The organism is Hydrogenoanaerobacterium saccharovorans (assembly GCF_016901815.1).
In the GTDB taxonomy this organism is placed as follows: Bacteria; Bacillota; Clostridia; order Oscillospirales; family Ruminococcaceae; genus Avimicrobium; species Avimicrobium caecorum.
The window spans coordinates 24,507-51,116 of record NZ_JACSNR010000007.1; the positions used below are offsets into that span (position 1 = coordinate 24,507).

Here is a 26,610-nt window from a genome sequence, read left to right on the forward strand (position 1 = left end):
TCCAATCCTATTTTTTACGGCTGCAGAGCTCCACGGTCATCTCATAGAGCGGGTCGTCTTCCGCTACATTCAGCTGTTTCAGGGCATCCAGAGCGGTACGGGTGAGTTTTTCCGCCAGACTCTGTGCCCGCTCTGTACCCAGAACTGTGGCAAAGGTTGCCTTCTGCTGCTCAGCGTCACTGCCTACCGGCTTGCCCAGTTCCTCGGTGCTGCCGATGACATCCAGAATATCGTCCCGGATCTGGAAAGCCAGACCGATGGCATCAGCGTAAATATCCGCCTGAGCCATAGAGGCCTCATCCGCCCCTACCGACAGACATCCCAGGCGTACGGCGCATTTGATCAGGGCGCCGGTTTTCATCATGCACATGCCGGTGAGCTGTTCCACTGTCTGGGCAGTGCCCTCGATGTCCACCGTCTGACCGCCGACCATCCCTCTCGAGCCCGCCGCGGCTGCCAGTTCCCGGACTGCCTGCAGAACCTGAGCCGGTTCCAGTGAAGTGTTCCGGGCAAGGGTCTCAAAAGCCAGGGTCTGGAGCGCATCACCTGCCAGCAGGGCAACGGCCTCGCCGAATGCCACATGACAGGAGGGCTTTCCCCGGCGGAGGTCATCGTCGTCCATGCAGGGCAGGTCATCATGGATCAGCGAATAGGCGTGCATCATTTCAATGGCTGCGGCAAATTCCATGGCATCGTTGGCTGCTCCACCCAGAATGCGGTTGAAGTTGAGCACCAGCAGTGCCCGGATGCGCTTGCCGCCGCCCAGGACAGAATAGCGCATGGCTTCCAGCACATGGTCGTTATTGCAGCGCTGTGTGCTGACATACCGGTCCAGTGCCTTCTCCACCATTTCAATATACATCGTCTGAAGTGAATTATTCATCGTCATCTTCCCCCAGTACTTCCTGCGGGAACAGGGTTTCGATCTTGAGCTTGGCCTCGTCCAGCTGCTGACTGCTGGTGCGGATCAGTTCCGCCCCTTCCGCATAGAGTTTCAGCGCTTCATCCAGGCTGCATCCGGCTGAGAGCTGGTCGGTGATCTCCTCCAGCCGCCGGATTGCCTCCTCAAATTTCAGTTTCTTTTTCATTGACTGCTACCACCTTGGAAATGACCGTGCCGTCCGGCAGAACTGTTTTCAGTTCCATGCCGGGTGCTGCCTCCTTGACCGAGCGCAGCAGCTGACGGTCTGTATATGTGATGCTGTACCCGCGGCCCAGTGTTTTTAGTGGGCTGAGTTCCTCCATCAGAACGGATAAATATGCAAGCTGACGGCGGCGGGGTTCCAGTTCATCTTCCGAGAGCTTTTGTAATAAGTGTATCAAATCTTCCAGCCGCTGTCTATTCATATCCCAGAATTTTAACGGAGATTTTATGACTTCCCGGCTTTTTGCCCGCTCAAGCTGTCCGACACAGCTGTCCAGCATTCTGTATGCATGATCTCTCAGCCAGGCAGAATACTGTTCCAGCTGCCGCCGCAGCTGCATGGTGTCCGGGACAGCCAGTTCCGCTGCCGCGGATGGTGTGGGAGCCCGGAGATCCGCCGCAAAATCGCAGAGGGTGAAATCCACCTCATGCCCCACCGCGGAGATGACCGGAATGGGACAGGCAAACACAGCCCGGACCACCCGTTCATCGTTGAAGGACATCAGGTCCTCCATCGAGCCGCCGCCCCGGCAGAGGATCACCGTATCGAACCGGTCTGCCAGTTTGCGTACAGCCGCAAAGGCAGCGAGCAGTTCGGGCACCGAATCCTTGCCCTGGACTGCCGCCGGGAACACAGTCAGCTCCACCGATGGACAGCGCCGGGTAATGACATGGATCACATCCTGGAGCGCCGCTCCCCCTGCCGAAGTGATGACAGCGATCCGCTCCGGATTGGACGGGATCGGCTGCTTGTACTGGCTGTCGAACAGGCCCTCGGCCTCCAGACGGCGCTTGAGCTGTTCATAGGCCACCTGCAGCGCGCCGATGCCCGAGGGCTGGATATCGGTGGCGTTGATCTGGTAGGTGCCGTCCCGCTCATAGAGGGTCACAAAGCCCCGCACCAGAACCATCATGCCATTTTCCGGCTCAAACTGAAGCCGCATGGCATTGCTCCGGAACATGACGCCCCGTACAGCGGCGGCATCGTCCTTCAGCGCGAAGTAGATATGACCGGAGCTGTAATGCCGCACCACATTGGAGAGTTCCCCCTGCACATACACTTCCCGCAGCCGGGGATTCTCCTCCAGGGTGGAGCGGACAAACCGGTTGAGCTGCGATACAGTGAGCACCGCAGCCCGGCCCCGGATCACAGGGCACCGCCTTTCAGAGCGGTGAGCACGGCGATTCCGGCTGCATTGTCCGAGGAAAACGCCGGCTCCGCAAAGAACCCGCCGTACCGCCGCTGGATCTCCCCGGCAATATAGCGGTTGGACATGACGCCGCCGGCGTAGATCAGCGGCAGATCGCCGAATTTCTCCCGGGCGTTCCGGGTGATCTGATCCACCACAGCGAGGATATAGTCCAGTGTATAGTGTGCCACATCTGCAGGCGTTTCACCCGCCCGGAGCATCTGAGCGGCCTTATTTTCCAGACCGGAAATCGAGGGATTCCCGTCCTTGAAGCTGGGACGCACCCGGAAAGTGCGGCTGCTCTGGGCAGCCAGGCGCTCCAGTTCCGGCCCGCAGGGGAACTGCATGCCCATCATCACACCAATGCGGTCGATGGCCTGTCCGGTGTTGAGATCATCGGTATGGGCGAACAGCTGCACCCGGATCTCACCGTTTTCCGCCAGGCAGTGCACGCATTCAGTGGTGCCGCCGGAGAAGTGGAAGGCGATGAATTCGCCCTTTTTCAGCAGATCCAGCCGTCCGCAGGAATAGAGTGCCGCTGCGATGTGTCCCTCCTGATGGGAGAACCGGTAAAGCGGCAGTCCGCTGGCAGCCGCCAGGGTCCGGGCCGTGCCTTCCCCTACCAGGAAACAGGGCATGTAGGAACCCTCCTGACGCCGGGGAAACGCAGAAACACCTACTGCCGAAAGGTGGTAGGTGTTCTGGGAAAACAGTTGTTCAGTTAATTCGGGAAGCTGACGGGTATGCTGAAAAACCGCGTCACTCTGGCGCAGGCCACGCTCTCCCGGCCGTACAGTCAGGAGTTTCTTCACCTGGGTTACCGCACGGGTATCCATGTCATAGATGGCAGCCGAGGTGGTATAGTTGCTGGTATCAATCCCAAAGTAGTATGCCATGCGTTACTGTTCATCTCCGGTTCTGTTGGCCTTGGCAAATGCACCGAGCACACCGTTGATATAGGCGGCATCCTCCTGCATGGAGTATTTCTTCGCCAGTTCCACTGCTTCATTGATGGTAGCAGCCACCGGAATATCCCGGAAGTAGAGCATTTCTCCGATTGCCAGCCGCAGTACGGTCAGCGAAACCTTGGGCAGGCGGTTTACCTTCCATTTCTCCGAATAGCGGTCGATCTCCGCATCGATCTCCGCCAGATGGTCATTGACGCAGTTGGTAAGAGCCATGGCAAATTCATCCTCTTCAATAGCCCGGGCCTCTTCCGCGTCTGCGATGATCTCCTCCATGCTCTCATCCCGGAATGCCCGTTCAAAAATCAGGTGGAAAGCCAAATCTCTTGCCGCACTTCTTGTCATCTTTCAAAGTCCTCCGTCAAACTGTAATGATCCTCAGGGTGTTTTCGCATAAAAGATGCCCTCCTATCAAAAATGACCGGAGGGCAGGAATTAGTTGGTCAATCAGCGGTATTCGCACCCTTTTCCCCATGAAACCGGATATCTGCCACTGTAACATTCACCTTGGAAACATTGATCGAGGTCATGCTCTGCACTGCTTCCTTGACTGCCACCTGGATATTGCGGCATACAGCGGGAATATTGGCACCTTCCAGCAGGACAACATTGATGTCGATCACAGCGATGTCATCATGCAGCGAGATGAATACTGGTACCGGCACAGCCGACTGCTTCTTGGTGATCCAGTTCTTGATATTGGTAGTAAACGGCGCAATACCAGCTACGCCTTCAATTTCCTTGGTTGCATTTGCGGCGATCGTAGCCAGGACATCTTTGGAAATTCGCAGACTGCCGATCGGCTCCTTGATCTCATGGTTCATATAATTCGCCCTCCTGTATCTCAGTTCTGTGGGAATCCCCACAGAACGGTCTTGTGGATAGATTCTATATCACATTTGTGCGTACAAGTTCCGAATTTACCATTTTGTGCGCACAACTTCTGAAGTTATTATACCATATTTTTCGTGTTTCTCAACCTATAATACAAAAATAAATGGGTCAGACTTGTTGCCGGAACATGAATTTTTATAAAAAAACAGACGGAAAATGCCCTTCTCCGTCTGTATCCTGGATTCAGTTGTTGATCTCCACAATGGAGATGTTCTCCACCGGTACCGAAGTTTCCCGGATGGCAATATCCCGCATCTGCATCACTTCATCATCGGTGAGGCCGTCCGTCTTGACTACGATGTCCACCCGGTCGGTATCATAGTAGACCATGCATTCATCAAAGCCCTTGGCCTGGATCAGGTTTTCCATCTTGCCCTCGATCTCAATGGACTGGGCCAGCTCCGCTGCCTTCATCGCCAGTTCCGCTTTCTGATCGGCTTCCAGCTCGGCATCTGCCAGCATCTCACTGAGTGCTTCCGCTGCCTCGTCCCGGGACTTGGTGCGGGAGAGCTTTGCCTCGGCAAAATAGGCGTCCTCTTCCTCACTGCTGACAAACTGCGCGTCCCCGTAGTTCTTTCCGGTTTCCGCCACGGCAGTATCGATATTGGTGTCCATCTTGGTGTATTCCCAGTTCAGATACACAGCACAGCCCAGACCCATGACCAGAGCTGCCAGAACGATCTGCCGCTTACCAACCACCATATTCATCTTTACCTTGGGCAGTGTGGGCTTTTTGATTTTCATACGAGTATTCCTCCTCAGTTTGAAATTTTCTCAACGCAGATTCGTGATGCCGGAATGCCAAGCACAGTTTTGACAGCCTCGGTCACCCGCTGTTCTACAACCGGGTTTTCCGCGCCTTCACACAGGATCATGACGCCGCGCACCTGCGGCTCGATCTGTTTTTCCACCAGTGGTTCCTCGCCGGAGCCTCTGTCCATCAGGATATGCGTCTGTTCCCGGCTGATATTCCCGCTTTCGGTGGTCCGTCCGGACTCGCTGGAACTGCTGGTGTCCTCCGTTTCCCGGAGATCCTGGGCGTAGACCGCTTCCCGTGTGCTGTCCATGGTGACCATCACACAGCTGCGTCCTGCCCCATCGATCCGGGAGACCATTTCACTCAGCCGCTGTTCCAGGGTCCGGGTATCGGCAGACAGCAGCGTGCCGGCATCGCTCACCGATTCCGCTGGTTCTGCCTGTTCGTCCCATATATATGACGCCGCAATGAGAATTATCCCTGTGACTGCACAAATCAGAATCAGGTTCATGCGGTTTTCGGTCAGGCGCCGGAAGCCGTCCCGCAGGCGCTCCATCAGGGTGCCCGGATCTGTTTGACTCATTCTGCTTCCTCCTTTATCACATTGGTTTGGATCATGGGGTCCTGTTCCAGACAATCCGAGATTTCTGCCGGGTCCGCGGTGCTGTCCTTTGGGAGCAGGACGGTCACAAGGATCTGTTCCGATCCCAGTCCGATCTCGAGCTCATATTCCGCCGGGGACAGCCCGATCAAAGCCAGTTCCTCCTCCACCGCACTGCGTACCGAACCGGACAGGTCCTCCCCGATCCGCCCGGAAATTTCAGCGGCGTATTCCTCCGCCTGCTCCATTCCCTGCCCGGTTTTCAGAGAGATTTCGCTCCGGTGCGCCTCCAGACCAAGGGGCTGGATCAGGACACAGAGGAAGAATACCGACAGGACCAGGCGGGTCATCTTTGCAAGGGAGATGCTGGGCAGCAGCAGTTCGATCACAGCACAGGCCATGGCGGCAGCGCAGAGTGAAAATGCCCATTGGCGGACTGCGTCCATCATGCTGCACCTCCCATCGAGAGCAGCAGGCCGGTACAGGCGGCAGAAACAGCTGCAAAGGCAGTCAGAGCGGAGAGCAGCAGGCCAAACCCCGATGCAAAGCTGTCCATCAGGCTGCGCAGCGCCTTGGCGCCCAGCAGCTCCCCCAGAAAGGAACCGATGCTGAAAGCACAGTACCAGGCCAGTACCCGGACCATCGGCAGCAGGAAGATGGCTGCGATCACCAGAATCCCAAAGCCGCCCACACTGGTGCGGATCAGATCGATGCACCCCCGGGCCGCCATGACCGCATCGGAAACCGAAGATCCCACCACCGGAATCAGGCTGCCCAGCAGATATTTGGCGGACTTGGCGGTCACGGTATCCGCTGCCGCTGATACAGAGGTCTGCAGGGTCATCAGCCCGATGAACAGGATCAGCACCAGGCCGAGCGCCCAGCCGGCAGCACGGCGGATCATCTTTCCGACGCCCTGCAGCCGGGGATCCCCTGTGACAGACCCTGTGACCCCCAGGGCAAGCAGGATGCCTGCCACCGGCAGAAAAACACTGCGGATCAGCAGCGCCGCACCCTCACACCCCAGGAACATCAGGGTATTGTAGGAGGCGGCGGAGGCAGTGCGTCCGGCTGTGAGCAGAATCCCGGTCATCACCGGGATATAGGCGGTGAGGAAAGCCACGGCGCCATCGGTTACCTCGGTGATGGAGCGCAGGCAGTCCAGCACCGGAACGGACAATACCGCCGCCAGGCAGAGGACAGTCACAGCCCCGAATACCGGCTGAATGGATTTGGCCGTGTGCAGATCCTGGGTGCCCTCCAACAGCATGGTCAGCAGGGCGGCGCCCACCAGCACCGCAAGCATCCGGGCCGGCTGCCGGAACGCCTGCGCAAAGGCCTCCCAGGTGGTATGCAGGAACTGCTCCGGCGTCAGCGAGAGAAGACTCTCCTCCGACCAACCAGAGATCCCCAGATCGTCCAGCACTTCCTGCCCCTCCTGTGGGATCGCATCGGCGACCTCATCGGTATCGAAATAGTCTGCCGCCGACATGGGAAAGCTGTCGTCTGCCAGGGCGACCCGGCAGGACAGGAGCAGCGCCAGCACCCAGGGCAGGATCAGAAGGAATCGCAGTTTCATGGTTTTGATCTCCTATAAATTCATCAGTTCCCAGGCCCAGGCCAGCACTTCCTGAATCAGCGGCATTGCAGTCAGTAGGATGGCGGCACGGCCTGCCAGCTCAATTTTGGAGGCGATGGAACTCTCCCCGGAGTCCCGGCAGACATCTCCTGCCAGCTGGGTCAGCAGACAGATGCCCACCGCTTTGAAAAGGACAGCGGCATAGTCCCCGGTCAGCCCGGTGAGCTCCATAGTACTGCGGAGCTGTTCCAGCACCGGCGAAAGCTGTTCCAGTACCATCGCCATCAGCAGCAGGGTGACGGCAGCGGTGACCAGCATACGGAATTCCGGGCGATACTGCCCGAGGATCAGAGCCAGAACAGTGCCGACCAGTCCCGCGGCGGCAGCGGCTATGATCCACATGGCCTCAGAGCCCGAACACGGTTTTCACCGTGGTGAACAGGGTATTGATCTCATAGACCATCATGAGCAGGACGGTGATCAGGCCGGCAAGGGTCACCATCATGGCCTGTTCTTCCCGACCCGACCGCACCAGAAGCTGGTTGAGCACCGCAACAATGATGCCAATGGCAGCAATACGGAAAATCAGATCGACATTCATAGTTCGGAATCCTCCCTAAATGAGAAAAATAAAGACAAACAGTGCCCCAAAGACACTGAGACTGTGCCAGAGCCGGAGGGACGAATCGATGCGCTGCTGGTGAGCAGCGGTGATCTCCCGCATCCGGGCGAGAAGGGCATCCAGCTGTTCCAGCTGATGCTCCAGGCTCACTGTCCCCGGAATCTCCCCGGCCTGGCAAAGCAGCGGATAGAGTTCCAGCGAACGCACCTGACTCTGTTCCAGTGCCAGACGGTAGGCCTCCTGGAACCGGTGCTCCGGAAGGAGCTGGAGCGTTCCCGACACAAAGTCCAGTTCCCGGTACCTTGCAAACCCGGACAGCCGCCGGAGAATCTCTCCCGGAGGAGCGTGGGTATCGGCAAGAAGACGCCGGAATTCGCTCCAGAATGCCGCGGAAAGGCTGTAAAGGGATTGCCTTGACAGCTCTGTCTGTATGGACGAAAGCCCGATCATCAGCACAGCCAGCGCAAGGTTTGCAGCTCCCAGAAAGCGCATCAGCAGGCCTCCTTTTTACTGTAAAGCTGAAGTACATTACAGGGATTTCTGCCCGAATCCAGCTGCGCGACCCAGTCGAATAATCCCGCCTTGGTCAGCTCCCGGGTGATCCTTCTCTCCCGGAACTCCTCCGGGGAGCCAGCATGGACAGTGGCGATCAGTTTGACGCCGGTGCCCAGCGCATAGCTCATGGCACGGACTTCCTCCTCGGTGCTGATCTCATCACAGATGATATACTCCGGCGCCAGGGTGCGGGCAGCGTGGGTCACAGCCAGATGCTTGGGGTACCCGAGCAGGCGGTCCAGAGTCACCAGCCCGGTCTGCTCCAGGTGCAGCTCTCCCCTCTCGTCCGCCGCAGCCACGGTATGGTACCCATGTGCCCCGCCTGTCAGCTGACGGATCAGATCCTTGAGCAGGGTGGTTTTACCCGATCCCGGCGGGCCATAGATCAGCATTCCATAGCGCATGGTGAGCACAGCTTCCATCAGTGGGGCTGCCACGCCGGGAATTTCCCGGGCAATACGGACATTCAGCGAGGTGACCTGCTCGATGCCTTTGATCTCCCCGCCGCTTAGAACAGCCTGTCCGCAAAGTCCTGCCCGGCTCCCACCCGGCAGGCTGATATAGCCCTCCCGGATCTCCTGGGCATGGGTATGGACCGAATAGTCGCAGAGGGCGGCAACCAGTTCATCCATTTCGGGCTGGGTAGGCCTGCGGGCAGTCCTGACCGGAGCTTTCTGCAGAAGCCCCTGCTGATCCATGAACCAGGGCTCTCCCCGGATGGTCAGGCTCACCGGGCATCCGGTCCGGAAGCGCAGCTCACTGACCATCGCCTTCTTCCCCGGCTCCAGGCGGTCAAGTTCTTCCCGCCAGGGACTGCACAGACTGCGCAGCACCTCATCAAATTCTCTGGTATTTGGTGTTCCCATGATTTTCAGCTCCTTTACACTCCACTTATATGCCTGTCCCCGCCAGGTTAGAACCGGACAGGCCATGCTTTCGGGCAAAATAAAAAAGCCCTGGAAATCCAGGGCTTTGATGGGCTATAAGGGATTTGCGGATTACAGGAAGAACTCCGGCTCACGGCGGGCAGCGCAGTTGGCCTTGAGCATTGCCATACCCTTGAGGATACCCTCAGCGTCAAAGTACTTGGCCTGCTTCGGGCACTTCTTTACGCAGCTGAAGCAGCGCTGGCACTTGGATACATCGGTGATGTGGCTGGGATCTGCCGGATCGATGATGCCAACAGGGCAGTTCTTGACGCAGATGCCGCACTTGATGCAGGCGTCAGTGGTCTTGGGAGCTGCGGTGTTGGGAGCAGTACCTCTGGCCTTGTAAGGACGGTTGCCCGGGATCTCCGGAGCAGTGAGCTTACCGGCATCTTCAGCAGCTTCCAGCTTCTTGCGCAGAGCCTCGCCGAACTCCTTGGCCTTAGCCAGATCCTCTGCATCGGGACGACCAGTGGCGATTTCATGCCCGAAGGAATGCTCTGCCAGGCAGGCAGCGCCAGCGCAGACAACAAAACCATCTTCCCGGAGATAGTCAGCCAGCTCCAGAACAGCATCGTCATAGTGACGGTTGCCGTATACACCTACCACAGCGGCAGGAGTGCCATTAGCCTTCAGACCCTGGAAGAAAGGCTCTACCAGCAGCGGGATGCGTCCGCCATAGACCGGCACACCGGCAATGACCAGTTCATCGGCACCGAATACGGGGATTTCGATCTCCCGGTTGGTGGTGACATCATACTCCTTGACCTCCACAGAGAAAGCAGAAGCCATTGCTCTCAGAGTCTTGCGGGTGGTCTGAGTGGGGCTGAAATAGACGAGGTTGACACGAGTGATTTCCATAATTCAAACTCCTTCCGGTCTGACCAAACTGCATCCGTTTACCCACCGGATACTGGTACAGAACTTCCCTTATATTTTACAATGGATCGATATAAGAATCAAGCCTCGGGGCTTCCAGCAACGAAAAAACCGGACAAAAGCAGTGGCTTTTTGTCCGGTTTTGTATATAATATGCCGATTGTGCCGAATTACAGGGCTGCCAGCTTCTTCTCCATGATCTCACGGAGTGTAGTGGGATTGCCCTGGCCCTTGGAAGCGCGCATGCACTGTCCTACCAGGAAGCCGACTACATTGGTCTTGCCCTTCTTGTAGTCCTCTACGGCCTTGGGATTGGCAGCCAGAACCTCATCAGCTACCTTCTCCAGGAAGGAACTGTCGCTGATCTGACGGAGACCCTTCTCCTCTACAACCTGAGCCGGGGTCTTGTCCGAGAAGATGATCTCATCCAGAACGGTCTTACCGGCGTTGTTGGAGATCTCCTTCTTGTCGATCAGAGCAATCATCTCAGCCAGCTTTTCAGGGGTCAGCTTGGTATCCGAGAGCAGGCAGTTCTTCTCGTTGAGCACCTTGGTAACATCACCCAGCAGCCAGTTGGTTACACTCTTGGGAGCAGCACCCAGGGCAGCAGTCTTTTCAAAGAACTCAGCCTTGTCCACGTTCTCCACCAGCAGGTTGGAATCGAAGTACGGCAGGCCGTAGTCCTTCAGATACCGCTGCAGACGGTGAACCGGCAGCTCCGGAATGGAACGGCGCAGTTCTTCCACATGCTCCTCATCCACAACGATGGTCAGCAGGTCCGGGTCCGGGAAGTACCGGTAGTCCTGAGCGTCCTCCTTGGAACGGAGTACTTCGTTGACGCCGTGTACATCGTCCCAACGGCGGGTCTCCTGCAGAACAACGCCGCCCTTTTCCAGAACAGCGATCTGACGGGCTGCCTCATAGTCGATGGCACGCTCGGCAGCGCTGAAGGAGTTGACGTTCTTCATCTCTACACGGGTACCGAAGGTATCGCTGCCCTTGGGACGAACCGATACATTGACATCACAGCGGATGGAGCCTTCCTGCATCTTACAGTCGGAGATGTCCAGGTAGCCCAGAATGGCACGGATGCCGTCCAGATAGCTCTTGGCTTCCTTGGAGGAACGGATGTCCGGCTCAGAAACGATCTCGATCAGCGGAACGCCGCAGCGGTTGAGGTCTACCAGCGAGCCGGCGAAACGGTCGGAATGGAGCAGCTTACCGGCGTCTTCCTCGATGTGGATACGGGTTACGCCGATGCTCTTGGTATTGCCTTCCTCGTCCATGATGATGTCCAGATGACCATGCTCGCACAGCGGAACATCATACTGGGAAATCTGATAGGCCTTGGGCAGGTCAGGATAGAAGTAGTTCTTACGGTCCTGCTTGCAGACATTGTTGATCTTGCAGCCCAGGGCATGACCCATGCGGATGGCATAGTCAACAACCTTCTCATTCAGTACCGGCAGCGAACCGGGCATACCGGTGCAGACCGGGCAGCAGTTGGAGTTTACTTCCGAGCCGAAGGAGTTCTTGCAGCTGCAGTAAATCTTGGTTTGTGTATTCAGTTCGGCATGGACTTCCAGGCCAACGACGATCTCATAATCCATTGTGTTGTCCTCCTTTAGTTAGTCCAGATCTGCCACGGAGCCGAAGCCGCCGCAGATCTTCTCATAATTGGCCGCAGTACGCAGCAGAGTAGCTTCCGAGAACTTGGGGCCGATCATCTGCATGCCGATGGGCATACCGTCAGCGCCGACGCCGCAGGGAACCGAAATACCCGGCAGACCGGCAATGTTGACATTGATGGTGCAGATATCCGCAGCATACATCTTGACCGGATCGCTGGAGTTGGCGCCGAACTTGAATGCGGTGCTGGGCGATGTGGGAGTGATCATGATGTCGCACTCCTCGAAGCCCTTGGCAAACTCATCCGCGATCTGACGCTGCAGCAGCTTGGCACGGTTGTAGTAAGCATCGTAGTAGCCGGAGCTCAGTACGAAGGTGCCGAGCATGATTCTTCTCTTTACCTCTTCGCCGAAGCCCTCGCTGCGGGTGCGCTCATACATATCGGTGAGGTCGGTGAACTCCTTGGCACGGTAGCCGTACTTGACGCCGTCGAACCGGGCCAGGTTGGAGGAAGCCTCTGCCGAAGCGATGATGTAGTAAGCCGGCAGAGCATACTTGGTGCTGGGCAGGCTGATCTCCTTGACAATGGCGCCCTGCTCCTCGAGCTTCTTGACAGCAGCCATTACGCTCTCCTTGACCTCAGCGTCAATACCGTCGCCGAAGTACTCAGCGGGGATACCGATGCGCAGGCCCTTGACATCGCCGTTCAGGGCAGCCATTACATCCTCATGCTCATGCTTGGAAGAGGTGGCGTCCATGGGGTCACGGCCGCAGATGGCGCTGAACAGCATGGCAACATCTTCCACAGTGCGGCCGAAGGGACCGATCTGGTCCAGCGAGGAGGCAAATGCCACCAGGCCGTACCGGGATACAGCACCGTAGGTGGGCTTGAGGCCGACTACGCCGCAGAAGCTGGCAGGCTGACGGATGGAACCGCCGGTATCCGAACCCAGGGAAATGGGAGCCTCACCGGCAGCAACAGCAGCAGCCGAACCGCCCGAAGAACCGCCGGGTACACGGTCAAGGCCACGGGGGTTCTTGGTCTTCTTGAAGTAGGAGGTTTCAGTGGAAGAACCCATGGCAAATTCGTCCATGTTGGTCTTGCCCACCAGAATGGCACCGCAATCATTCAGCTTCTGCATAACAGTTGCGTCATAGGGCGGTACAAAGTTATAGAGCATCTTGGACGAGCAGGTGGTCAGCACGTCCTTGGTGCAGATATTATCCTTGATGGCGATGGGAATACCAGCCAGCGGATGGAGCTTCTCCCCTCTGGCGAACTTCTCATCGATTTCCTTGGCCTTGGCATAGGCCTGTTCCTTGGTAATGGTGACAAAAGCCTCTACCTTATCTTCCACAGCGTCGATCCGCTCATAGATCGAATCCAGAATCTGGGTGGAAGTGCATTTGCCCTCCCGAAGCATTTTTGCAAGCTCGGCGGCACTGAGTTTATACAGTTCCATTGATACGCTTCCTCCTTATTCCACTTCTACAGTCTTGGGCACCAGCAGACAGCCCGAACGGGTCTCGGGTGCATTGGCGAGGATCAGGTCACGCCTCATCGAAGGCTTTACCTCGTCCTTGCGCAGTTCCATGGGATTCTCCCGGTCAAGACCGCTGCTCTTGCCGGTGATCTCAGGCAGATTTTCTACCATTTCCAGTACCGAGAGCATCTTCTTCTGCACTTCTTCCATCTCGTCATCTTCGATGCGGAGCCGTGCCAGTTTCGCAATGTGCTTGATGTCGATTTCCATACTGTTACCTCCAAATTTATTCTACCGGTTGGGTACTGCCAAGCATTGCCCGCAATTCCTGCTCACCGATCACTGCTATGCCCAGTTCGTTGGCCTTGTCCAGCTTGCTGCCGGCTTCTCCCCCCGCTACTACATAGTCAGTCTTTTTGGATACCGAGGAGGAGACCTTTCCGCCTGCCTGTTCGATCATCTTCTTGGCCTCACTGCGGGAAAGTCCCGGCAGTGTTCCGGTCAGAACGAAGGTCTTTCCTGCCAGTTCGTCCGATTGGGGCTGATCCTGACAGGTCATATTGACTCCGGCATCCTTTAACCTTTTTATCATATCACAATTTGGCTGATGTGAAAAGAATTCTGCAACATTTTCTGCCATTATTTTGCCAAATCCATCAATGGATTCGATTTCTTCCGGCGAAGCAGCCTCAATCGCATCCATGGTGCCGAATTTCCGGGCCAGAAGCTGAGCCGCCTTGGCGCCGATTCCCCGGATGCCCAGCGCAAATACCAGACGGGAGAGGTCATTCCCCTTGGATTTCTCCACCGAGCGGCGGATATTTTCTGCCGAGGTCTCCCCCATGCCTTCCAGTGCCGCGATGCGGGCCGGGTCCATGGAGTAGAGATCGGTGGCGGAGGCGATGATCTTCTCCTGGATCAGCAGTTCCAGAATCGCCGGACCAAGACCGTCAATGTCCATGGCATCCCGGGAACAGAAGTGGATCAGGTTGCGCAGCAGCTGTGCCGGACACTCGATGTTGGTGCAGCGGATCACTGCCTCCCCTTCCTCCCGGGTCACTTCACTGCCGCAGGAGGGACAGCGGTCGGGAATCCGGTACACCGGGCCGCCGGCATGCTTTGCCACCGTCACCACTTCGGGAATAATTTCGCCGGCCTTACGCACGACAATGGTATCGCCAATGGCAATCTGTTTTTCGTCAATGAAATCCTGATTGTGCAGCACCGCACGGCTTACCGTAGTGCCTGCCAGGGTGATGGGATCAAACACCGCCGTGGGAGTCAGGGCTCCGGTGCGGCCCACATTGATCTCGATCTCCCGGAGGACTGTCTCCTTCTCCTCCGGCGGATATTTGAACGCCACCGCCCACTTGGGATACTTGGCGGTGACACCCAGCTGTTCCCGCTGGGAGAGACTGTCCACCTTTACCACAGCGCCGTCGATGTCATAGGGCAGCTTGCCCCGGAGAGTACCGATCTTTTCGATCTGTCCCACAGCCGCTTCGATATCGTCGGTGACAAAGTACTCCGGCGATACCCTGAAGCCCAGCGAAGCCAGGTACTCCAGCGACTGGGCATGGGAGGTGATCTCCTTGCCCTCGATCTGCTGCAGGTTGAAGATGAAGATATCCAGCATGCGGCTGGCAGTGATCTTGGGGTCCTTCTGCCGGAGAGACCCGGCTGCGGCATTCCGGGGATTCTTGAACCGCTGTCCGCCCTCCCGTTCCTGCCGCTCCGCCAGCTTTTCAAAGCTGGACCGGGGCATATACACCTCACCCCGCACCTCCAGGAAATGGGGCGCGTTGTCGATCTTGAGCGGAATGCTGTGGATGGTCTTGAGGTTTTCGGTCACATCCTCGCCCACAAAGCCATCGCCCCGGGTAGAACCCCGGGTAAAAATGCCGTCGGTATACTCCAGCGACACCGAGAGGCCGTCAATCTTGTGCTCCACCACATACCGGGGCGCTGTGACTGTTTCCCGCACCCGGCGGTCAAAGTCCCGGATCTCGTCCAGGGAGAACACATCCTGCAGGGAGTCCATGCGTACGGTGTGTTCCACCTGGGCAAAGGTATTGTACCCCGCCTCGCCGATCCGGAAAGACGGGCTGTTGGGCTGGATATACTGGGGGTACTGCTTTTCCAGGTCCATGAGTTCATGGTTGATGCGGTCGTATTCATAATCCGGTACCAGCGGATCATCCAGAACATAATACTGGTAATTGTATTTTTCAACTGTTTTGGTGAGTTCTATGATCTTCTTGAGAATCTCATCACTCATAGCTGAACCTCCGAATGCTTTCTGCAATGGTTTTGGCAGGTTCCGGCCCATGCCCGGACCAGAGAATGCCATTCAGAGGTTATTATACCACACCGCATGCAAAATTTCCATGAGTTCCCGCCGCATTCTTCGGCAGCTTTACTCCTCATTCCCCAGGTTCTGCAGAGCGGTGAGGTCGTAGATCTGCCGGGTATCGCTGCTGTCCGCCAGCTCCAGGAAGGTATCCGGCACAGTGCCCACAATCACCGTTTCCGCCAGACAGTATTCAGTATGAATATCCGTAGCCACCGTATAGCCCGGAATAATCGCCAGCACCCGCATATCCATCTTCAGCATGATCTGATGCCGGGTCTGGTTGATGCCGGCGGAATCAAAACGGTTTTCGATCTCGCTGGTCATGTATCCGGACGGCACCACCTTGAGGTTGAGATCCGGCCCCCGTCCGGACAGCAGCTGTACCCCGGACAGTGTACCCATCGAAAGATAGATGTCCTGCTTGCCCATCTCATCGATCTCCTGCAGCACCGCATCGGTCACCCGGCTCCGGAGCCGCCCCAGTGCCACCATATCGGTCTGCAGGGAGGTGATCTCCCCCTGGGCATTCTGGGTCAGGGTGACCAGGTTGTCATAGCGGACATTGTCCTTGGCAAGTTCCTCATAGATGGCGTCATTGATGACCCGGGTGCCATAGATCTGGGCCTGATAGGAGGAGATGCTCTGGATATACGGGCGCACCCGCAGATCCAGCAGAAAGATGGAAACGATCAGCCCGGTGAGGAACAGGATCACCCGGCTGCCGGGTGAAAGCGGTTTCCGGCTGTGAAAGAATCGGCGACGCATGGATCATTCAGCCCCTTTTGCGCAATACTTGGCATTTCTCTGCGGGTGGAGTATAATAGCTGGTAAAGACGGCTATTGTGCCATATTATGGCTCTTTTCCCCGCCGCTGGCGCTCTGTGGTACAATACGCCAAAATTCCTGCCGGTCCGTCTGCGGCTCTGACCGGACAGAAACAGCTGTGCTATTATATAGCATTCAGAGAAAAAATATCCAAATCCATCAGCAAGGAGCAAGAACATGAAGAAGTATATTATCGCTCTGGATCAGGGCACAACCAGTTCCCGGGCCATGGTATTCGATCACGAGGGAAACATCATTGCCTCTGCTCAGAAGGAACTGACCCAGATCTATCCCCGTCCCGGCTATGTGGAACAGGACCCGCTGGAGATCTATGCTTCCCAGTCCGGGGTACTGGCGGAAGTGATGGCCAAGGGCGACCTCTCCCCGGATGAGATCGCCGGCATCGGCATCTCCAACCAGCGGGAGACCACCATCCTTTGGGAAAAGGACACCGGACGCCCGGTTTACAACGCCATTGTCTGGCAGTGCCGCCGTACCGCGGAGATCTGTGAGGAACTCAAGGCGGCGGGCCATGAGGACTACATCCGGGAAAACACCGGTCTGCTGATCGACGCCTACTTCTCCGGCACCAAGATCAAATGGATTCTCGATCATGTTCCCGGCCTGCGGGAACGGGCGGAAAAAGGTGAAATTCTGTTCGGCACCGTGGACAGCTGGCTGATCTGGAAGATGACCGGCGGCGCTGTGCACATCACCGACTATACCAATGCTTCCCGTACCATGCTCTACAACATCCGCACCCTCTGCTGGGATCAGCATATCCTGGATATTCTGGACATTCCCGCCTGTATGCTCCCGGAAGTGCGCAATTCCAGCGAGATCTACGGGACTGTCAACCTCAGCGGCGTACCGGTGCCCATCGCCGGTGTAGCGGGCGACCAGCAGGCAGCCCTGTTCGGACAGACCTGTTTTGACAAGGGAGACGCCAAGAACACCTACGGCACCGGCTGTTTCCTGCTGATGAACACCGGATCGGAGCTCTGCATCTCCAGGAACGGTCTGGTTTCCACTATCGCCATCGGACTGAACGGCACAGTCAGCTATGCGCTGGAGGGCAGCGTTTTTGTGGGCGGCGCAGTGGTGCAGTGGCTCCGGGACGAGATGCGCTTCATCATCTCTGCCAAGGATTCGGAATACTTTGCCACCTCGGTGGAGGATAACGGCGGAGTCTATGTGGTTCCGGCCTTTACCGGGTTCGGCGCGCCCCACTGGGATATGTATGCCCGGGGTGCCATCTTCGGCCTGACCCGCGGCAGCAACCGCAGCCATATCATCCGGGCTTCGCTGGAGTCCATCGCCTACCAGACCAAGGATGTGCTGGACGCCATGATCCAGGATACCGGCGCAGCCATCACTTCCCTGCGGGCAGACGGCGGTGCCAGCGCCAACAACTTCCTGATGCAGTTCCAGTCAGATATTATCGGCTGCTCGGTTACCCGGCCCCGCAGTGCCGAATCCACCGCCCTGGGCGCCGCCTATCTGGCAGGCCTGGCTGTGGGATTCTGGAGCGGACTGGATGAGCTGCGGCAGAATGTCCAGATCGACCGCACCTTTGAGCCCGCTATGGACGATGAAACCCGCAGCAGGCTGCTGCATGGCTGGGAAAAGGCAGTTTCCCGCACCCTCGCCTGGGAGGACTGATCCCCGGTATACCGGCAGACGGCGGATTTGGTTCGCCGTCTGTTTTATTTCCAAACGGGCAGGATTCTGCCCGGGATCTGGAAAAGGAACCATTTTTTCGGATCTGGAATAAGATGTTAGAAAGAGCGGATCGCCAGAAACCTGACAAAATCGGGCCAAATCCGACACTCTGACGGGATTTTGACAAAATCAGGGCGATTCTTCCCTGGTTTTGGCGATTATTCATTTGGAATTTGCGCCATAATAGGGTATAATTAGTCAAAGAATCATAATCATACCAAACCGGAGTCAGTTCCGGGACGCGGAGGTCTTGTTTGCGATGAACACAGTTTCTGATACCAATATCCTCAAGGGGAAGCAGCATATTCATTTTATTGGCATCGGCGGCAGCGGTATGTATCCGCTGGTGCAGATCCTGGCCGCAGCCGGCTATCACATCACCGGCTCGGACAACAACCCCACCGATACCGTCGACGCGGAGCGGAAGCTGGGGATCTCCGTCACCATCGGACAGAAGCCGGAGAACATTGAAGGCGCCGATCTCATCGTCTACACTGCCGCGATCCTGCCGGACAATCCTGAGCTGGTAGCAGCCAAGGCCAGCGGTGTCCCCATGCTGGAGCGGGCGGAACTGCTGGGTCTGCTGTCCGAAAACTATGCGGACTGCATTGCGGTCAGCGGCACCCATGGCAAGACCACAACCACCTCGATGATCACCCAGGTACTGATGGGCGCCGGCAAGGACCCCACAGCGGTGATCGGCGGCAAGCTGCCCATTATCGGCGGCAGCGGACGGGCCGGTCAGAGTGAGATCATGGTCTGCGAAGCCTGCGAGTTCAGCGACCACTATCAGCACATTGCGCCGGGCTATGCCGTGATCCTCAATGTGGATGCCGACCATCTGGACTACTTCGGTACCCTGGAGAATATCATCGCCTCCTTCCGGCGGTTTGCTTCCAAGGCTTCCAAGGCGATCATCGCCAACCTGGACGATGCCAACACCATGAAGGCTGTAGAAGGCCTGCCGGTGCGGATCATCACCTTCGGGCACACCTCTGAGGCTGATTACTACCCCGAGAATATTCGGGTATCCGAGAGCCGCACTGTCTATGATCTGATGAGCGGCGGCAGGAAGCTCACCGAGGTAGTGCTCAATATCCCCGGTGTACACAATGTTTCCAATTCGCTGGCGGCTGCGGCAGCCTGCTTCGAGCAGGGTGTGACTCCGGAGGAGTTTGCCCGGGAGCTGGAGGGCTTCCACGGAGCCAAGCGCCGCTTTGAAATCCACGGCGAGAATATGGGCATCACCATTGCCGATGACTATGCCCACCATCCCAGGGAGCTGGAAGTGACCCTCCAGGCTGCCAAGACCATGCACTACAACGAGGTCTGGGCGGTATTCCAGCCTTTCACCTACTCCCGCACCAAGATGCTCATGGACGATTTCGCACGGGTGCTCCCCATTGCCGACCATGTGGTGATGTCCGAGATCATGGGCAGCCGCGAGGTCAATACCTACGGCGTCTACACCAAGGACCTGGCAGACAAGATCCCCGGCAGTGTGTGGTTTAATACTTTCGAGGAGATCACAGAATATGTGATGAACCACGCAAAGCCCGGCGACCTGGTAATCACTCTCGGCTGCGGCGATGTAAACAAGTGCGCCAAGATGATGATGGAATACCATCGCTGATCCGTTTCCGATCGAACACAAAGAGGTCTGTTCCCCTGAACGGGGCAGGCCTCTTTTCCATGCAAAAAAGCCGCCGGGAATCCCCGGACGGCTTCTGTTCTGCTATATGGTTCTCCCCTGGCTCAGCGGTAGAACTCAAACCCCGAGAACTCCATATAGAAGTCACTCTCGGGCATGGCGAGGGAGAGAAAATTCCCGGTCTGGCTGTCCAGCCGCAGCTCAAAATTGCCGCCGTTGTCCAGCCTGCCCTTGACGGTCAATACCCCGTCCTGCCGGGACAGCTCCACATTCTCGCTTCCCAGTGCTGTCTGGAGCGTATCCATCAGAATATCCCCAGCCATTCCATCTGTCAAGGTTTCTGGCTTTACAGATACCGACAGATCCTGGTACTGCACGGTGACCTTGTCCTCGGTGAATACCATCGCCACATCTGCCAGCGAAGCCGGTTCGGTAAAACTGAGGGTATAGCTCCGGGCTGCCCCATCCCCCTGGATGGTCATCCGGGCATCCACCCCCTGATACTGCAGATGCGCCGTGGTTTCAAACGGCGTATTCAGGCTCTGTTCCAGCAGCTCCTGATCCTGCTCCCGTGCGGTACAGCCGCTGAGCAGACAGACCGCCAGCACTCCGGCAAATATTCGTTTCAAATCCAACACCCTGTTCTCTCTTATAGTTTGGGATAAGCCTTCGAGAGATAGTGTGCCACATCCATGGGCTGCATATACATCTGCCCCAGCTCTGCCTGGCAGAGATCCGCTGCCTTGCCATGGTAATATACCCCGGCAGAGGCTGCCTTTTCCGGCGCAAGGCCCTGTGCCAGCAATGCGCCGATGATGCCGCTGAGCAGATCACCGCTGCCCGCTTTGGCAAGGCCGGCGTTGCCGGTGGTGTTCATATAGGCGCCCATGGCAGCGGGTGCCGTAAAGGTACGGTAGCCCTTGCAGACCACTGTGACACCATAGCGCTTGGCAAAGTTGCCCACCAGCTCATAGCGGTCATTCAGAATGCTCTGGCTGTCCACTGCCAGCAGGCGGGCCATCTCCCCGATGTGCGGAGTCAGAACCACCGGCACAGTCACACTATCCAGAACATTTATATTCTCGGACAGAATATTTATGCCGTCGGCGTCGATGATCACCGGGCATTTGGCGTTTTCCAGCACTGAGGCAAACAGCGCCCGGGTATCGTCATCAATGCCCAGACCCGGCCCGATGCAGATGGCGGTGGCCCGTTCCATGGCCTTCTGGAGCCGCCCAAAGGAGAGCAGATCCATGCGTCCGTTTTCATTCTCGTCCAGGCGCAGAAAGACACATTCCGGGCTCTTGGAGGCCACCATGCGGCAGACCTCGTCCACCGAAGCCACGCATACATAGCCCACGCCGCTGCGCTTGGCACCCTCGGACGCCATCACTGCCGCTCCGATATAGTCCCGGCTGCCCGCTATGAGCAGCAGATAGCCATGGTCATGCTTATTGCTGTCCAGCGCCCGCACCGGCAGGAAGGAGGACGCCAGTGCCTCATTGACCAGCGCATAGCGATAGGTCAGGTTCTCCTTGAACTCGGACGGAATGCCAATGTCCACAATGCAGATGTTGCCGCAGAGCTTGGCGGTCAGCGGCATGATATGCGATGGCTTCAGGCTGTCAAACACCACGGTAAAATCCGCCCGGACGCAGTCCGCATCCGACCGGAAGCTGTCTGTTTCCACGCCGCTGGGCAGATCCAGCGCAAATACCGCGGCGATGGCGGAATTGATCATCTTGCAGGCAGCCTTTGCCCGGGCAGGCAGCTCTCCATGGAAGCCGGTGCCGAAGATGGCATCCACCACAATATCCACGCCGCTCATCGCCAGCTCACAGCCGTAGGGACTGATCGCCAGATCCACCATGGGGACTTCTGCCGCATAGGCCTTTTCATAGGCTTCCCGGGCAGTGCGTCCCTTGGGCAGGTCAAAGCAGAGGATCACCTGCACCTCCGCCCCGAGCTTCTTGAGCTCCGCTGCCACGATGAAGCCATCACCGCCGTTGTTTCCGCTTCCGCAGAACACCACGCACTTCTTGCCCTTCACCGGAATGGTACCGTTGATGGCAAGGGCTGCCGCCCGTCCGGCATTTTCCATCAGGGTGAATCCCCGGATTCCCGCTTCAGCACAGCGGTCCTCCAAAGCCCGCATCTGTGCGGAACTGAGTGCATACATCGGTCATTTCCCTCCCTGTTTTTCTGCCAGTACAACTGCCGCTGCCATGGTATCCGTATGGCTGATGCTCAGTGAAAACGCATAGTCTGAAAACTGCTGTGCTGCCCGTCCATGCAGCCGTAGAACCGGCTGCCCCAATGGATCGTGAAGCACTTCCACCTCCCGGAGCGACCAGCCCCGCACACCGGTGCCCACCGCCTTGGAAAAGGCTTCCTTGGCGGCCCAGGCTCCGGCTGCGGACTGCTCCGGTGTATGGCGGGCGGTAATATAAGCCCGTTCGTTCTCGGTGAAAAATTCCAGCAGGAACCGGGGATTTTCCATGGCTTTCCGAATCCGGGAAATCTCCGCAAGATCCATTCCCACACTGCCGTTCATGCCATATCCTCCCCTTTCCCTGAAAATCTCTTTTTATACTACCATAGCAGCGGGATTTTTTCAAATGGATGCCGCCGGAAATTTTGGGCCCTCCTTTGCTGAACAGCCTGTTTTTGTCAAAATCCGGGAAACACCTTGCAATTTCAAATGGGCTGTGCTATCATAGTAGCTAAAGTTTCATACTTTCCAAACGCGATGACTGAGAGAGTAGACAGATTCCCCTCCGGTACCAGAGAGCATCGTCACCGGCTGAAAGCGATGCCCGAAGGCTCTGCCGAAGTTCACTCACGAGCGCACTGCTGAACCAGAAGTAGGCAGCTGCGGCAGGCCCCGTTACAGGCCGGGAGGGATATTCTGTCCCTCTGTGAGTGCCTGTGCCGTTTCTGGCGCAGGAAGCTGGGTGGTACCACGGAGTTTGCGGTGTAGCGATCCTTCGTCCCTGTTCGGGGCGGAGGATCTTTTCTTTTGTCCCGGCGGATCAGCCAAAACCGCGTTCCCTTTTTTCGAAAACTATGAAGAGGTGAATATTGTGAAAGAAGCACTCAACAACATTCTGGCGGCTGCCAAGGCAGAGCTGGAACAGGCTCAGGATGCCAAGGCACTGGAAGATGTCCGGGTCCGCTATCTGGGCAAAAAGGGCGAACTGACTGCCATTCTCAAGCAGATGGGCTCCCTCTCCGCAGAGGAGCGTCCGGTAATCGGTCAGCTGGCAAACCAGGTCCGGGCTGAAATCGAAACCCTGCTGGCTGAAACCGGTGCCGAACTCAAGGAAAAGGCTCTGGAGAAGCGTCTGATGGAGGAGCGTCTGGATGTGACCCTGCCCGGCAAGAAGCAGGTAATCGGTCATCAGCACCCCCTCAACCTGGTTCTGGATGAGCTCAAGGAAATCTTCCTGGGCATGGGCTTTGATGTGGTGACCGGTCCGGAAGTGGAGCTGGATTACTACAACTTCGAAGCACTCAATATCCCCAAGAACCATCCGGCCCGGGATACCCAGGACACCTTCTATATTGATGACAATGTGGTCCTGCGTTCCCAGACCTCGCCCATGCAGGTTCGTACCATGGAAAAGCAGAAGCCTCCGATCCGTGTGATCGTACCCGGCCGTGTATACCGGTCGGATGAGGTGGATGCCACCCACTCCCCCATGTTCCATCAGATCGAAGGCCTCGTAGTGGACAAGGGCGTTACCATGGCAGACCTCAAGGGCACTCTGGAAGTATTCGTGAAGCGTCTGTACGGCGAGGATACCAAGGTGCGGTTCCGTCCCCATCACTTCCCCTTCACCGAACCCAGTGCGGAAATGGACATCATGTGCTTCCACTGCCATGGCGAAGGCTGCCGTCTGTGCAAGGGCGAAGGCTGGATCGAGATCCTGGGCTGCGGCATGGTACACCCCCGTGTTCTGGAGCGCTGCGGCATCGATCCGGAAGTATACAGCGGTTTTGCCTTTGGTATTGGTCTGGAGCGAATTGTTATGCGCCGGTACAACATCGATGACCTGCGTCTGCTGTATGAAAACGATGTGAGATTCCTCAAGCAGTTTTAGGAGTGTGTGAAGAATGAACCTTTCAATGAAATGGCTGTCCGATTATGTGGACATTGATGTAACTCCCAAGCAGTTCTCTGACGACATGACCATGAGTGGTTCCAAGGTGGAAGGCTATGCCGATGAAACTGCTGAAATCAAGAATGTAGTAGTGGGCAAGCTGCTCTCGGTAGAACCCCATCCCAATGCCGACCATCTGGTGGTATGCAAGGTGGATGTGGGCGAAGGCGCACCCATTCAGATCTGCACCGGCGCCAAGAATGTCAAGGCCGGTGATATTGTACCCGTTGCCAAGGACGGCTCTACCCTGCCCGGCGGCGTATCCATCCACAAGGGTGAGCTGCGCGGTCAGGAGAGCAACGGTATGCTCTGCTCCCTGGGTGAACTGGGCCTGACAACCCATGACTTCCCCTACGCAGATGAAAACGGCATCTTTATCCTGCAGGGCGAGGAAGCTGCTGCTCCCCTGGGCACCGACATCTGCAAGGCCATCGGTCTGGACGATGTATCGGTGGAGTTTGAGATCACCCCCAACCGTCCCGACTGCCTGTCGGTGACCGGTCTGGCCCGGGAAGCCGCTGTAACCTACAATGTACCGCTGAAGCTGCATCAGCCGGAAGTAAAGGGCTGCGGCGAAGACATCCATAACTATCTCAGCGTCCGGGTGGAAAATCCTGAGCTCTGCCCCCGTTATATGGCAAGAGTTGTGAAGAATGTCCGCATCGGGCCGTCTCCCCGTTGGCTGCGGGAGCGTCTGCGTGCCAGCGGCATGCGTGCCATCAACAACATCGTCGACATCACCAACTATGTCATGCTGGAATATGGTCAGCCCCTCCATGCCTTCGACCTCAAGCACATGAAGGACGGTCAGATTGTAGTCCGCAACGCCCGGGAAGGCGAAACCATCCTCACCCTGGAAGGCGTGGACCGTGTGCTCTCTCCTGAGATGCTGGTGATCTGCGACAGCGAAAAGCCGTCGGCAGTAGCGGGCGTCAAGGGCGGCAAGTACAGCGGTATCTATGACGATACCACTACCATTGTTTTCGAGTCTGCCAACTTCTTCGGCCCGTCGGTCCGTGTCACTGCCCGTGATCTGGGCATGCGCACCGAGAGCTCCGGTCGTTATGAAAAGGGCCTCGATCCTGCCACCTGCCTGCCCGCAGTCATGCGTGCCTGTGAGCTGGTGGAACTGCTGGATGCCGGTGATGTAGTGGACGGCATCATTGATATTGACAATTCCAACCATACTCCCCGTCAGATCCGTCTGGAGCCCGAGTGGATCAACCGCTTCCTGGGCACCGATGACATCTCGGAGGAGTTCATGCGGGAAAAGCTGACCCAGCTCGGCTTCCAGCTGGACGGCGACATGATCACCGTTCCCTCCTACCGTGCCGATGTGGAAGGCAAGGCTGATGTTGCGGAGGAGATCGCCCGGTTCTACGGCTACAACAAGATCCCCACCACCATTATCCGTGGTGAGGCCGCTGCCCAGCTCACTCCCCGTCAGAAGTTCGAGCGCAAGCTCAACGAACTGCTCCTGGCTCAGGGCATGAACGAAATTGCCACCTTCTCCTTCATCAGCCCCAAGTACTATGACAAGATCGGTCTGCCGGCGGATGCTCCGGAGCGTCATTCGGTGGAGATCCTCAACCCCCTGGGCGAGGATACCAGTGTAATGCGTACCACCGCACTGCCCTCGATGCTGGAAGTGCTGGCAAGCAACTACAGCCACCGCACCCTGGATGTCCGTCTGTATGAGATGGCAACCGAGTATATTCCCGTGGAGGGTCAGCAGCTCCCCTATGAGCCGGTGCGCCTGACCATGGGTATGTATGGCGACTGTGATTTCTTCACCATCAAGGGTGCCATCGAAACCATCCTGGAAAACCTGGGTATTGAAGAGTATGACATCGTTCCGGTCAAGGACGATCCCACCTACCATCCGGGTCGCTGCGCCGAGCTGGTGATCGATGGTGATCCCATCGGACGCTTCGGCGAGATCCATCCCATCGTAGCCGAGCGCTATGAGCTGGATGCCCGCAGCTATGCTGCCCGTCTGGATGTGGAGAAGCTCTTCGCTCACTACAACCCCAACCGGGAGTACACTCCCCTGCCCAAGTTCCCCGCTGCTCAGCGTGACATCGCTGTGGTCTGTGATGATGATCTGCCGGTGCTGACCATGGAGCGTGCAGTCCGTGCCGCTGTTGGTCCGATGCTGGAAAAGATCGTGCTGTTCGATGTGTACAAGGGCAGCCATATCCCTGCCGGCAAGAAGAGTGTGGCGTTCAACCTGGTACTGCGCCGTGCCGACCGCACCATCACCGATGAGGAAAGCGAATCGGCAGTACAGAAGGCAGTGGCAGCTCTGGCTGAACTGGGCGCCGAACTGAGAAGCTGAAGAAGTTTCGTGTAAAAAATTACAAATGCGGTTGCTATTTTGACCGGATTCGTGTATGCTTATTGGTAAGAGGTGATTTTGATGAGACAGGAGCCGACAAGAGCGTTCTCCATTCGGGACGAAAAAGAATACCAGATCCGTCAGGTACTGACTGAAGTCTATGAGGCACTGAACGAAAAGGGATATAATCCGGTCAATCAGATCGTGGGATATATCCTCTCGGAGGACCCCACCTACATCACCACCTACAACAATGCCAGAAGCCTGATCCGGAAAATCGACCGGGACGAACTGCTCCAGACTCTGGTGCGTTCCTACCTGAACGCCAAGTAA

At 57.1% G+C, this 26,610-nt stretch carries 28 protein-coding genes and 1 other annotated feature; of the genes, 5 read left to right on the forward strand and 23 right to left on the reverse strand.

Annotation, left to right across the window (positions count from 1 at the left end):
- Window positions 1-7: 7 nt before the first annotated feature.
- From H9X81_RS07605 to yunB, 20 genes are all read right to left on the reverse strand, one after another.
- A complete protein-coding gene (locus H9X81_RS07605) occupies window positions 8-883 on the reverse strand; it encodes a polyprenyl synthetase family protein (RefSeq protein ID WP_204721035.1) in 876 nt (291 codons plus the stop codon).
- Window positions 876-1,088 (reverse strand): exodeoxyribonuclease VII small subunit, encoded by a 213-nt coding sequence (gene xseB, locus H9X81_RS07610; protein ID WP_191392552.1) that lies wholly within the window; start codon window positions 1,086-1,088, stop codon window positions 876-878. The genes H9X81_RS07605 and xseB overlap by 8 nt, the downstream gene beginning before the upstream one ends.
- Window positions 1,066-2,295: an exodeoxyribonuclease VII large subunit gene (xseA, locus tag H9X81_RS07615; RefSeq protein WP_204721037.1), complete on the reverse strand. Its 1,230-nt coding sequence runs from the start codon at window positions 2,293-2,295 to the stop codon at window positions 1,066-1,068. Before xseA ends, xseB begins: the two co-directional genes overlap by 23 nt.
- Window positions 2,292-3,230: a peptidase M22 gene (locus H9X81_RS07620; protein WP_204721039.1), complete on the reverse strand. Its 939-nt coding sequence runs from the start codon at window positions 3,228-3,230 to the stop codon at window positions 2,292-2,294. The genes xseA and H9X81_RS07620 overlap by 4 nt, the downstream gene beginning before the upstream one ends.
- A 3-nt stretch (window positions 3,231-3,233) precedes the next feature.
- Window positions 3,234-3,644 carry a transcription antitermination factor NusB gene (gene nusB, locus H9X81_RS07625; protein ID WP_177502933.1) on the reverse strand — a complete coding sequence of 137 codons (411 nt, stop codon included), beginning with the start codon at window positions 3,642-3,644 and terminating at the stop codon, window positions 3,234-3,236.
- A gap of 98 nt (window positions 3,645-3,742) precedes the next feature.
- Window positions 3,743-4,123 (reverse strand): Asp23/Gls24 family envelope stress response protein, encoded by a 381-nt coding sequence (locus H9X81_RS07630; protein WP_177502934.1) that lies wholly within the window; start codon window positions 4,121-4,123, stop codon window positions 3,743-3,745.
- 253 nt (window positions 4,124-4,376) lie between these two features.
- On the reverse strand, window positions 4,377-4,937 hold the full coding sequence (locus H9X81_RS07635) for a SpoIIIAH-like family protein (protein ID WP_177502935.1): 561 nt from the start codon (window positions 4,935-4,937) through the stop codon (window positions 4,377-4,379).
- Between the two features lie 14 nt (window positions 4,938-4,951).
- Window positions 4,952-5,533, reverse strand: coding sequence for a hypothetical protein (locus H9X81_RS07640; RefSeq protein WP_177502936.1), 582 nt, complete (start codon window positions 5,531-5,533; stop codon window positions 4,952-4,954).
- Window positions 5,530-6,000, reverse strand: coding sequence for a stage III sporulation protein AF (locus tag H9X81_RS07645; RefSeq protein WP_204721041.1), 471 nt, complete (start codon window positions 5,998-6,000; stop codon window positions 5,530-5,532). The genes H9X81_RS07640 and H9X81_RS07645 overlap by 4 nt, the downstream gene beginning before the upstream one ends.
- A complete protein-coding gene (locus H9X81_RS07650; protein ID WP_204721043.1) occupies window positions 5,997-7,130 on the reverse strand; it encodes a stage III sporulation protein AE in 1,134 nt (377 codons plus the stop codon). The genes H9X81_RS07645 and H9X81_RS07650 overlap by 4 nt, the downstream gene beginning before the upstream one ends.
- A 12-nt stretch (window positions 7,131-7,142) precedes the next feature.
- Window positions 7,143-7,532 carry a SpoIIIAC/SpoIIIAD family protein gene (locus tag H9X81_RS07655; RefSeq protein ID WP_177502939.1) on the reverse strand — a complete coding sequence of 130 codons (390 nt, stop codon included), beginning with the start codon at window positions 7,530-7,532 and terminating at the stop codon, window positions 7,143-7,145.
- A 4-nt stretch (window positions 7,533-7,536) separates the two neighbouring features.
- The gene (gene spoIIIAC / locus H9X81_RS07660; RefSeq protein WP_177502940.1) at window positions 7,537-7,731 is read right to left on the reverse strand and encodes a stage III sporulation protein AC; all 195 of its coding nucleotides are present in this window, start codon (window positions 7,729-7,731) and stop codon (window positions 7,537-7,539) included.
- A 15-nt stretch (window positions 7,732-7,746) separates the two neighbouring features.
- Window positions 7,747-8,244 (reverse strand): hypothetical protein, encoded by a 498-nt coding sequence (locus tag H9X81_RS07665; protein WP_204721045.1) that lies wholly within the window; start codon window positions 8,242-8,244, stop codon window positions 7,747-7,749.
- The gene (locus tag H9X81_RS07670) at window positions 8,244-9,173 is read right to left on the reverse strand and encodes an ATPase, T2SS/T4P/T4SS family (protein WP_204721047.1); all 930 of its coding nucleotides are present in this window, start codon (window positions 9,171-9,173) and stop codon (window positions 8,244-8,246) included. Before H9X81_RS07670 ends, H9X81_RS07665 begins: the two co-directional genes overlap by 1 nt.
- Before the next feature lie 132 nt (window positions 9,174-9,305).
- Entirely contained in the window at window positions 9,306-10,094 is a 789-nt protein-coding gene (locus H9X81_RS07675) for a 4Fe-4S dicluster domain-containing protein (protein ID WP_177502943.1), read from the reverse strand.
- A 188-nt stretch (window positions 10,095-10,282) separates the two neighbouring features.
- On the reverse strand, window positions 10,283-11,722 hold the full coding sequence (gene gatB / locus H9X81_RS07680) for an Asp-tRNA(Asn)/Glu-tRNA(Gln) amidotransferase subunit GatB (RefSeq protein WP_177502944.1): 1,440 nt from the start codon (window positions 11,720-11,722) through the stop codon (window positions 10,283-10,285).
- Window positions 11,723-11,740: 18 nt separating this feature from the next.
- Window positions 11,741-13,204: an Asp-tRNA(Asn)/Glu-tRNA(Gln) amidotransferase subunit GatA gene (gene gatA, locus H9X81_RS07685; protein WP_204721049.1), complete on the reverse strand. Its 1,464-nt coding sequence runs from the start codon at window positions 13,202-13,204 to the stop codon at window positions 11,741-11,743.
- Window positions 13,205-13,219: 15 nt separating this feature from the next.
- Complete coding sequence (gene gatC, locus H9X81_RS07690; protein ID WP_204721051.1) at window positions 13,220-13,495, reverse strand: Asp-tRNA(Asn)/Glu-tRNA(Gln) amidotransferase subunit GatC; 276 nt, start codon at window positions 13,493-13,495, stop codon at window positions 13,220-13,222.
- Window positions 13,496-13,511: 16 nt separating this feature from the next.
- Window positions 13,512-15,503: an NAD-dependent DNA ligase LigA gene (ligA, locus tag H9X81_RS07695; RefSeq protein ID WP_204721054.1), complete on the reverse strand. Its 1,992-nt coding sequence runs from the start codon at window positions 15,501-15,503 to the stop codon at window positions 13,512-13,514.
- Between the two features lie 138 nt (window positions 15,504-15,641).
- Window positions 15,642-16,343, reverse strand: a complete 702-nt coding sequence (gene yunB, locus H9X81_RS07700; protein ID WP_204721056.1) for a sporulation protein YunB — start codon at window positions 16,341-16,343, stop codon at window positions 15,642-15,644.
- A 237-nt stretch (window positions 16,344-16,580) separates the two neighbouring features.
- Between yunB and glpK the strand changes: the two genes are divergently transcribed.
- A complete protein-coding gene (gene glpK / locus H9X81_RS07705; RefSeq protein ID WP_204721058.1) occupies window positions 16,581-18,065 on the forward strand; it encodes a glycerol kinase GlpK in 1,485 nt (494 codons plus the stop codon).
- A gap of 319 nt (window positions 18,066-18,384) precedes the next feature.
- Window positions 18,385-19,758, forward strand: coding sequence for a UDP-N-acetylmuramate--L-alanine ligase (gene murC, locus H9X81_RS07710; protein WP_204721060.1), 1,374 nt, complete (start codon window positions 18,385-18,387; stop codon window positions 19,756-19,758).
- Window positions 19,759-19,880: 122 nt separating this feature from the next.
- On the opposite strand, the gene H9X81_RS07715 is transcribed toward murC, so the two are convergent.
- The 3 genes from H9X81_RS07715 to acpS are packed head-to-tail and all read right to left on the reverse strand — an operon-like array spanning window position 19,881 to window position 22,330.
- Entirely contained in the window at window positions 19,881-20,405 is a 525-nt protein-coding gene (locus H9X81_RS07715; RefSeq protein WP_191392539.1) for a hypothetical protein, read from the reverse strand.
- A 20-nt stretch (window positions 20,406-20,425) separates the two neighbouring features.
- Entirely contained in the window at window positions 20,426-21,955 is a 1,530-nt protein-coding gene (locus tag H9X81_RS07720) for an NAD(P)H-hydrate dehydratase (protein ID WP_204721062.1), read from the reverse strand.
- Window positions 21,956-21,958: 3 nt separating this feature from the next.
- Complete coding sequence (gene acpS / locus H9X81_RS07725) at window positions 21,959-22,330, reverse strand: holo-ACP synthase (RefSeq protein ID WP_204721064.1); 372 nt, start codon at window positions 22,328-22,330, stop codon at window positions 21,959-21,961.
- 186 nt (window positions 22,331-22,516) lie between these two features.
- Window positions 22,517-22,774: a binding site (T-box leader), on the forward strand.
- Between the two features lie 85 nt (window positions 22,775-22,859).
- On the opposite strand from acpS, the gene pheS reads away from it, so the two are divergent.
- From pheS to H9X81_RS07740, 3 genes are all read left to right on the forward strand, one after another.
- Entirely contained in the window at window positions 22,860-23,879 is a 1,020-nt protein-coding gene (gene pheS / locus H9X81_RS07730) for a phenylalanine--tRNA ligase subunit alpha (RefSeq protein WP_191392536.1), read from the forward strand.
- 13 nt (window positions 23,880-23,892) lie between these two features.
- Window positions 23,893-26,277, forward strand: a complete 2,385-nt coding sequence (gene pheT / locus H9X81_RS07735) for a phenylalanine--tRNA ligase subunit beta (protein ID WP_191392535.1) — start codon at window positions 23,893-23,895, stop codon at window positions 26,275-26,277.
- An 81-nt stretch (window positions 26,278-26,358) separates the two neighbouring features.
- Window positions 26,359-26,610, forward strand: a complete 252-nt coding sequence (locus H9X81_RS07740; protein ID WP_177502965.1) for an IreB family regulatory phosphoprotein — start codon at window positions 26,359-26,361, stop codon at window positions 26,608-26,610.

Excerpts from the sequence above, each read along its gene's own strand:
- H9X81_RS07605 (WP_204721035.1), bottom strand. The coding sequence starts at position 883 with ATGAATAATTCACTTCAGACGATGTATATTGAAATGGTGGAGAAGGCA.
- xseB (WP_191392552.1), bottom strand. The coding sequence starts at position 1,088 with ATGAAAAAGAAACTGAAATTTGAGGAGGCAATCCGGCGGCTGGAGGAG.
- H9X81_RS07620 (WP_204721039.1), bottom strand. The coding sequence starts at position 3,230 with ATGGCATACTACTTTGGGATTGATACCAGCAACTATACCACCTCGGCT.
- nusB (WP_177502933.1), bottom strand. The coding sequence starts at position 3,644 with ATGACAAGAAGTGCGGCAAGAGATTTGGCTTTCCACCTGATTTTTGAA.
- H9X81_RS07630 (WP_177502934.1), bottom strand. The coding sequence starts at position 4,123 with ATGAACCATGAGATCAAGGAGCCGATCGGCAGTCTGCGAATTTCCAAA.
- H9X81_RS07635 (WP_177502935.1), bottom strand. The coding sequence starts at position 4,937 with ATGAAAATCAAAAAGCCCACACTGCCCAAGGTAAAGATGAATATGGTG.
- H9X81_RS07640 (WP_177502936.1), bottom strand. The coding sequence starts at position 5,533 with ATGAGTCAAACAGATCCGGGCACCCTGATGGAGCGCCTGCGGGACGGC.
- H9X81_RS07645 (WP_204721041.1), bottom strand. The coding sequence starts at position 6,000 with ATGATGGACGCAGTCCGCCAATGGGCATTTTCACTCTGCGCTGCCGCC.
- H9X81_RS07650 (WP_204721043.1), bottom strand. The coding sequence starts at position 7,130 with ATGAAACTGCGATTCCTTCTGATCCTGCCCTGGGTGCTGGCGCTGCTC.
- H9X81_RS07655 (WP_177502939.1), bottom strand. The coding sequence starts at position 7,532 with ATGTGGATCATAGCCGCTGCCGCCGCGGGACTGGTCGGCACTGTTCTG.
- spoIIIAC (WP_177502940.1), bottom strand. The coding sequence starts at position 7,731 with ATGAATGTCGATCTGATTTTCCGTATTGCTGCCATTGGCATCATTGTT.
- H9X81_RS07665 (WP_204721045.1), bottom strand. The coding sequence starts at position 8,244 with ATGCGCTTTCTGGGAGCTGCAAACCTTGCGCTGGCTGTGCTGATGATC.
- H9X81_RS07670 (WP_204721047.1), bottom strand. The coding sequence starts at position 9,173 with ATGGGAACACCAAATACCAGAGAATTTGATGAGGTGCTGCGCAGTCTG.
- H9X81_RS07675 (WP_177502943.1), bottom strand. The coding sequence starts at position 10,094 with ATGGAAATCACTCGTGTCAACCTCGTCTATTTCAGCCCCACTCAGACC.
- gatB (WP_177502944.1), bottom strand. The coding sequence starts at position 11,722 with ATGGATTATGAGATCGTCGTTGGCCTGGAAGTCCATGCCGAACTGAAT.
- gatA (WP_204721049.1), bottom strand. The coding sequence starts at position 13,204 with ATGGAACTGTATAAACTCAGTGCCGCCGAGCTTGCAAAAATGCTTCGG.
- gatC (WP_204721051.1), bottom strand. The coding sequence starts at position 13,495 with ATGGAAATCGACATCAAGCACATTGCGAAACTGGCACGGCTCCGCATC.
- ligA (WP_204721054.1), bottom strand. The coding sequence starts at position 15,503 with ATGAGTGATGAGATTCTCAAGAAGATCATAGAACTCACCAAAACAGTT.
- yunB (WP_204721056.1), bottom strand. The coding sequence starts at position 16,343 with ATGCGTCGCCGATTCTTTCACAGCCGGAAACCGCTTTCACCCGGCAGC.
- glpK (WP_204721058.1), top strand. The coding sequence starts at position 16,581 with ATGAAGAAGTATATTATCGCTCTGGATCAGGGCACAACCAGTTCCCGG.
- murC (WP_204721060.1), top strand. The coding sequence starts at position 18,385 with ATGAACACAGTTTCTGATACCAATATCCTCAAGGGGAAGCAGCATATT.
- H9X81_RS07720 (WP_204721062.1), bottom strand. The coding sequence starts at position 21,955 with ATGTATGCACTCAGTTCCGCACAGATGCGGGCTTTGGAGGACCGCTGT.
- acpS (WP_204721064.1), bottom strand. The coding sequence starts at position 22,330 with ATGAACGGCAGTGTGGGAATGGATCTTGCGGAGATTTCCCGGATTCGG.
- pheT (WP_191392535.1), top strand. The coding sequence starts at position 23,893 with ATGAACCTTTCAATGAAATGGCTGTCCGATTATGTGGACATTGATGTA.
- H9X81_RS07740 (WP_177502965.1), top strand. The coding sequence starts at position 26,359 with ATGAGACAGGAGCCGACAAGAGCGTTCTCCATTCGGGACGAAAAAGAA.